This window comes from Pedobacter kyonggii (assembly GCF_004310665.1).
GTDB lineage: Bacteria > Bacteroidota > Bacteroidia > Sphingobacteriales > Sphingobacteriaceae > Pedobacter > Pedobacter kyonggii.
The window spans coordinates 160,213-166,267 of sequence record NZ_SIXF01000011.1 but is presented as its reverse complement, the minus strand read 5'-3'; the positions used below and the strand labels follow the sequence as shown (position 1 = coordinate 166,267).

Annotated in this window: 7 protein-coding genes; 1 reads left to right on the top strand and 6 read right to left on the bottom strand. The window is 38.0% G+C overall.

Features of this window, described 5'->3' with window-relative positions:
• From EYS08_RS26050 to EYS08_RS13380, 4 genes are all read right to left on the bottom strand, one after another.
• Positions 1–198, bottom strand: a 198-nt coding sequence (locus EYS08_RS26050) for a hypothetical protein (RefSeq protein WP_208745855.1), incomplete at its 3' end; no start/stop codon positions are given.
• 149 nt (positions 199–347) lie between these two features.
• Positions 348–944: an FMN-dependent NADH-azoreductase gene (locus EYS08_RS13390; RefSeq protein WP_131030520.1), complete on the bottom strand. Its 597-nt coding sequence runs from the start codon at positions 942–944 to the stop codon at positions 348–350.
• A gap of 203 nt (positions 945–1,147) precedes the next feature.
• Positions 1,148–2,770: an FAD-dependent oxidoreductase gene (locus EYS08_RS13385; protein ID WP_244215952.1), complete on the bottom strand. Its 1,623-nt coding sequence runs from the start codon at positions 2,768–2,770 to the stop codon at positions 1,148–1,150.
• Between the two features lie 265 nt (positions 2,771–3,035).
• Complete coding sequence (locus tag EYS08_RS13380) at positions 3,036–3,719, bottom strand: DUF4142 domain-containing protein (protein ID WP_131030518.1); 684 nt, start codon at positions 3,717–3,719, stop codon at positions 3,036–3,038.
• Between the two features lie 167 nt (positions 3,720–3,886).
• Between EYS08_RS13380 and EYS08_RS13375 the strand changes: the two genes are divergently transcribed.
• Positions 3,887–4,198 (top strand): hypothetical protein, encoded by a 312-nt coding sequence (locus tag EYS08_RS13375; RefSeq protein WP_131030517.1) that lies wholly within the window; start codon positions 3,887–3,889, stop codon positions 4,196–4,198.
• Positions 4,199–4,249: 51 nt separating this feature from the next.
• On the opposite strand, the gene EYS08_RS13370 is transcribed toward EYS08_RS13375, so the two are convergent.
• Both EYS08_RS13370 and EYS08_RS13365 read right to left on the bottom strand, forming a co-directional pair.
• Positions 4,250–5,074 carry an ion transporter gene (locus EYS08_RS13370; RefSeq protein WP_131030516.1) on the bottom strand — a complete coding sequence of 275 codons (825 nt, stop codon included), beginning with the start codon at positions 5,072–5,074 and terminating at the stop codon, positions 4,250–4,252.
• 34 nt (positions 5,075–5,108) lie between these two features.
• Complete coding sequence (locus tag EYS08_RS13365; protein WP_131030515.1) at positions 5,109–5,960, bottom strand: SDR family oxidoreductase; 852 nt, start codon at positions 5,958–5,960, stop codon at positions 5,109–5,111.
• Positions 5,961–6,055: the final 95 nt, after the last annotated feature.

Below are 6,055 nucleotides of genomic sequence, written 5' to 3'. Positions count from 1 at the left end.
GAAAGCCCATTGACTGAATGTGTTTTGCATTTGAGAACAGCTTAACACAAAGCCCATAACAAAATCCATCGGAGAAATCTTCTTTGCACTGCGCTGAAGAAAACCACTGCTCCGAGCTATAGTATCAATGGTTGATCCATTAAAAAAAATATCAAATCTTTTTTTTATTTTAGAGTTGAAAAAGCGGCTTGTAGACATTGTCAAATGTGTTTAGAACTACAAGTTGCTTTTTCCTTTTTAAATAATAATCACAGACTTTTCAACCTTTGTCAATATCATTAACTTGACGCTAATGCGAAAAGTTGGGACAGGCTGACGTTCCTCCTCGCAATGACGAATTAAACCCCTTAAAGTATTATACTTTCAACTGCTTTACCTAACGCCTCGTCTTTCAGGTTGGGCATACTTAGACCTTCGGCTCTGAAAACCGAAACATCTACCATACCCAAAAAGCCAAGTACCGATCTAAGGTAGGATTCGGTAAAGTCGTAAGCCTTCATCGGCCCCTCAGAATATACTCCGCCAGAAGAAATAGCCAGATAAACTTTTTTGTTCTTAACTAAACCTTCAGGTCCATTTTCTGAATAATTGAAAGTTTGTCCTGCACGCGCAATATGATCTATCCACGCCTTTAATGTAGAGTGAATACCAAAATTGTACATCGGAACGCCAATTACAATGGCATCTGCATTTTTAAGTTCGGTAATGGCTTCGTTAGAATGTTTTACTGCTTCTGCTAGTTCAGGCGTATAATTTTCGAGTGGCGTAAAGAAAGAATTAATATGCACCTCCTCCAAATGTGGAAATGGAGAATCGGTTAAGTTGTGCGTAACTAAACTACTGCCTGGATTAGCAGCCTGTAATTTTTCTACAATGGCTTTTCCCAATTTAATGCTGAAAGATGCTTCGCCCCTTGGGCTTGATATAAGATGTAATATTTTCATTTTTTGCCTTTTTATGTCTGGCAAAATTATAGATATGAAGTATCAAAAAGCTATTACTATACCATAGGATAGTGCTATCCTTTAGTATAGCAACTACTTCATCTTCATAAGAAAGTACAATCAAATAAACACTTCTAAGCCCGCAGATTTAAATGGTCCATGAAAATCAACCAGTGGAATTTACACCAATTTAATAAACCGCTTTAGTTAGCTGAAGTTATATACTGCTTTTGATTTAACAACAAGTTTTTTAATTGATTATAATTTACATCCTGAATATTGATTTTATGATCGATGGCCAAAGATGCAGCAGTAGCAGCTGATTCGCCCAGAATCATAAATACAGGCTCCATCCGAACAGATCCGTAAGCAATATGAGATGATGACAAACAAACCGGAACCAACAAATTGTTGCATTCGGTTTTCTTGGGTACGATAGCCTGATAGGAAATGCTGTAAGGTCTTGGTGCTTTAACGCCGATATCACCCTCATTTTGCACATAACCTTCGGGCGTAACATAACGTTGTACGTTATGAGAATCTAAGGCGTAAGACCCCATTCCTATTGGATTAGGAACTTCTTTTTTACCCAAAACTTCATTCTCCGTCATCACAAAATCTCCTATCATTCTCCTCGCCTCCCGTACATAAAGCTGATATGGCCAGTTTCCGTTATCCTTGAATTCATCTTTTGCCAAACCCCATTTTTTAACCTGCTGCTGAATTTTCTCGGGTATTCTTGGATCGTTGGCCATAAAGTACATTAATCCTTTTTGATAATTTTCGTGAGCTTCGATAATTTCTCTCCGTTTTGTGTAGTCTGCTTCGGGATAAGCATAATTCATTCCAATAAAATCGGTGCTAAACGGTCCGTGGTTATTGGTATCTGTTTTATGGTTCGGAATAGGATCGTATTTATTAAAAAGTTCATTCCAACCAGTGCTAAATACCCTTAACAGCAATTCGTAATCCATGGCATTGTAGCGGTCTGGTTTTGGAAATTCAATTTTGTTTTCTGGCTGATCAGTCAGGCACATCCGGTAACAATAGGCCTGCACTTTATGGTCTGCCGTTCCATTCGGCCCGGGTTGATCAGTAGAAATACCCGGTAACAGGCCGCTTGTTTTATCTCCGGGAATTTGATAAGGATCGATATTATTTTTAAAATAATGCCCATGCTGAAAAACCAGCGTCTGTACCCCATTCCACTTTTCGTTATAGGCATGGTTTGCTTCCCTGCCAATATGATAACTTACTTTAGCTGCAGCCATTAAATCGCCTTCATAAGTAGCATCGATATATATTTTTGCATTAAAAATTTTGCCAGATAAGGTTTTGATACTGATAATCTTACCATCTTTCATCTTTACTCCATGTTTTCGCTCCAGCCATTCATCACGGTAAATTTTTAATTGATTTTCTTTGACAAAATCTTCCATAACCTGTTCAGCAACATGAGGTTCAAAAATCCACATGGTACGGTCCGTTCCATCAATAGCAGGTGTCCCTTGTCCTTTGTTACCGTATTCTTCTTTTTTCTGCCATTTCCATGTGCTAGCTTGCTGATAATGCTGATAAACCTTCTGATAAAATGTTCTGGCGAGGCCTCCAATTACAGATTTATCTCCCGTATCGGTAAAGCCCAGCCCTGAAGATGATAAACCACCAAGATGGCGGTCGGGTGAAACTACAATAACGCTTTTACCCATTTTGGCAGCTTGTACGGCAGCAATTATACCGGCCGATGTTCCGCCATAGATTACGATATCTGCCTGATGGTGTTCTGCTCTTGGCTTAGCATAAACCGTAAAAAAGATTGAACTCAAGGCTAAAAAGCATACGAAAATTTTCTTGGTAGATATGAGGAGTGTCTGCAAAGAAAACCTACAACATTTACTATAATTTTTTACATATTGGGTTTCACTTTCTTGTTGTGAAAGGACGAAAAATCCTACATCTGAAAAACATTTTATTGGAAACATATATTGGTCAGGTTTAAACAAATATATTAATTATTTAAACTTACAAATCCAATAAATCGTTTTATAAGAATATAAAAGCAAGGTTACCATGCCAAATAACTTAAAGTTATTATTTAGCTAAGGCTTTAATCTGTTTTAAATGCTTTTGTAAAGTTGGTAAATATTTATTTGCATACGCTTTAACCTCAAGATCAGCAGACTGTGATGCTTTTTCGAATAAAAAAACCGCGTTTTGATGGTCAACAACCATCATTTCGACATAAGCTTTATCAAATGAAGCCCCGCTTAAATTATTTAATTTTTCAATCGCATTGGTCACGTCAGCTTCAGTAGCATCATTCGCGTTTTTTTTCGCCAGACCAGTATTACCTGCCTCACCTCCGGCATTTTTGGTTCGCGAGGTATCTTTCATATTTTCAGGTGATGAATCCACCCTGCCATCTGGTCGTAATTCACCTTCTGGCCTACTCATTGGCAAATTTACTTTTTTAAGTTTAGCCAATGACCTTAATTCTTCATTGGCCTTGGTATGATCATCAACCATCATCTGGCCAAATGCCTTTATCTTTTGATCTGTTGCTTTCTCTGCTGCAAGTTTCCCAGTCGATACCTCTTTCATTCCTGCAATAGCTGCCTGTTGCAAAAATTGCGCAGTGGTTAAGCTATCTTGTTGATTAATGTAATCAAATGATCCTGCGTAATGCCAGTCAGCTTTTGCAACAGCATTAAATGAAGTAGCTGAAATAATCATTCCCACTACTGCTATTTTCCTGGTATTGAAATGGTTTTTCATTATTAAGTAATTAAGGTAAATGCATTAATAAAACCCCGTTAACATTTAAAAAGTTTGAACAAATCATATCCATCTTTTAAAAACCTTACAACACCAGTGGTTTAAGATTTTAATTTTCTCTAAACTTAATCTGATTTGAATCTGTTCTACTATAAAAGACTTTTACTATGGAAAATCAAGAAAACAATCAACCTGAAGAAGAAATTCAGAATATCGAACAGTTCCAGATCAACCGTTCGGAAGGAAATGCAGCCGATGGTCATGCTGCTCCTGAGCCAACCGAAGATGAGGGATATACGCCGGACGAAGTACCTTTTGCGGATGGAGAGGGAACACAATTAAATGAAGAAATTGAAAGCCCGGAAGACGAAGAAGATGAGGATGACGAAACAGAAACAGATGACTATAACGAATCGGATATAGAAGAATTGAATAAAGATCCGAATGCATACGATGATGAAGACAGCGAAATGTTATAAGCCAATTTATTTCGGTTATAAAAATGCCAGATCAGCAATTATCTGGCATTTTTATTTAAACAAAGAAGAGCCACAATATTTGCAAAACAAGGCATCGTTATCATGCCCTTCCCTACTACAGCTCGGACAAGATTCTGGTAATTCTTTTTTCTGCCTGGCCGCAACAGCAATATCATGGGTAATGATCCCGGTGGGCACAGCAATAATAGCATAACCGATCAGCATCACTACAGAGGCCACAAACTTACCCAGTGGTGTGATGGGTGAAATATCGCCATAACCAACGGTTGTTATGGTAACGATGGCCCAATAAATACTTTCGGGGATATTCGAAAATCCATTTTCACGCTTTTCTACCAAATACATAATAGAGCCAAGAATTACGGTGATGGTTAAAACGGTTAACAGGAATATGCTGATTTTCCTCACACTATTTTTCAGTGCCTGGGTTAAAAAATTAATCTCTGTTAAAAAATGCCCGAGTTTGAATATCCTGAAAACACGAAGTAGCCTTAGTGCCCTAAAAACCAGTAAAGATTGTGCGCCAATAAAAAAGATACTCAGGTAAGAAGGTAACAATGCAATCAGATCAATAATACCTAATGGACTGATTACATAACTGATCGGTTTTCTGATACTCACCAATCTTAAAATGTATTCGACAGTGAAAAGCGCAGCGAAAATCCATTCCATAATATTAAACAGTTTGCCGTATTGCTGATGGATACCAACAACGCTATCAAGCATTACCACAATGATACTCGAAAATATGGCAATCAATAAACCAACATCAAATACTTTACCTGCAGGTGTATTCGATTCGTAAATAACTTCATGAAGCTTAAAACGCCAATCTTTAGGTGGATCTGATGCCATGGAAATGGTTTAAATTTCATTAAAGGTAAAGAAATTAACCGTTTACCACTTCTCCACCGTTTACATGGATTACCTGTCCGGTGATAAATGAAGCATCGTCTGATGCCAGAAATACATAAGATGGCCCAAGTTCTGAGGGTTGACCAGCCCTTTCCATGGCCGTTTCAGATCCAAATGACTTAATCTTTTTTTCATCAAAAGTAGATACAATAAGTGGTGTCCACACAGGTCCGGGTGCCACCGCATTTACACGAATCCCTGTTTTGGCTAAATTTGTAGCGAGCGAACGGGTAAAAGATGTTATTGCGCCTTTAGTTGAAGAATAATCGATCAGGTTTGGCGAAGAGCGATAAGCCGTTACCGAGGTGGTATTGATAATGGTATCACCTGCATGAAAATATTCCAATACCTCGTGCGCAAAGTAAAAATAGCCAAATATGTTGGTACGGAAGGTATCGTTTAACTGTTTATCGTCGATCTTTTTTGGATCTTTCTGCGGAACCTGCATGCCGGCATTATTTACCAAAATATTGATCTTTCCAAACTTTTTAACCGTTGTTTCGACAGCTTTTTTACAAAATGCAGGCTTTTTAACATCTCCTTTAATCAACAAACAATTTTTACCTTCAGCTTCAACCATTTTCTGGGTTTCTTTTGCATCAACATCTTCGTCCAGATAAACAATAGCTACGTTGGCACCTTCCCTTGCAAAATGAACCGCTACCGAACGCCCAATGCCACTATCCCCACCAGTAATCAGTGCAACCTTATCATTCAGTTTCCCTGCCCCCTTATAGTTTGCTTTAATTACTTCAGGTCTTGGATCCATCTTCGCCTCTATCCCTGGTTGTTTGTTCTGTTTAGCAGGTATTTTTTGAGTTTTCATCGTTTCTTTTGTCAAATTAAGTTTCACAACACTGCCAATTAAACAAGAATAGCATCTTCAAAGTTTTAAGAAACTCAACCTTCTCCGTTAAAACT

Bases quoted from the DNA above. Each gene is read 5' to 3' on its own strand.
- EYS08_RS13390 (WP_131030520.1), bottom strand. From the start codon at position 944: ATGAAAATATTACATCTTATATCAAGCCCAAGGGGCGAAGCATCTTTC.
- EYS08_RS13380 (WP_131030518.1), bottom strand. From the start codon at position 3,719: ATGAAAAACCATTTCAATACCAGGAAAATAGCAGTAGTGGGAATGATT.
- EYS08_RS13375 (WP_131030517.1), top strand. From the start codon at position 3,887: ATGGAAAATCAAGAAAACAATCAACCTGAAGAAGAAATTCAGAATATC.
- EYS08_RS13370 (WP_131030516.1), bottom strand. From the start codon at position 5,074: ATGGCATCAGATCCACCTAAAGATTGGCGTTTTAAGCTTCATGAAGTT.
- EYS08_RS13365 (WP_131030515.1), bottom strand. From the start codon at position 5,960: ATGAAAACTCAAAAAATACCTGCTAAACAGAACAAACAACCAGGGATA.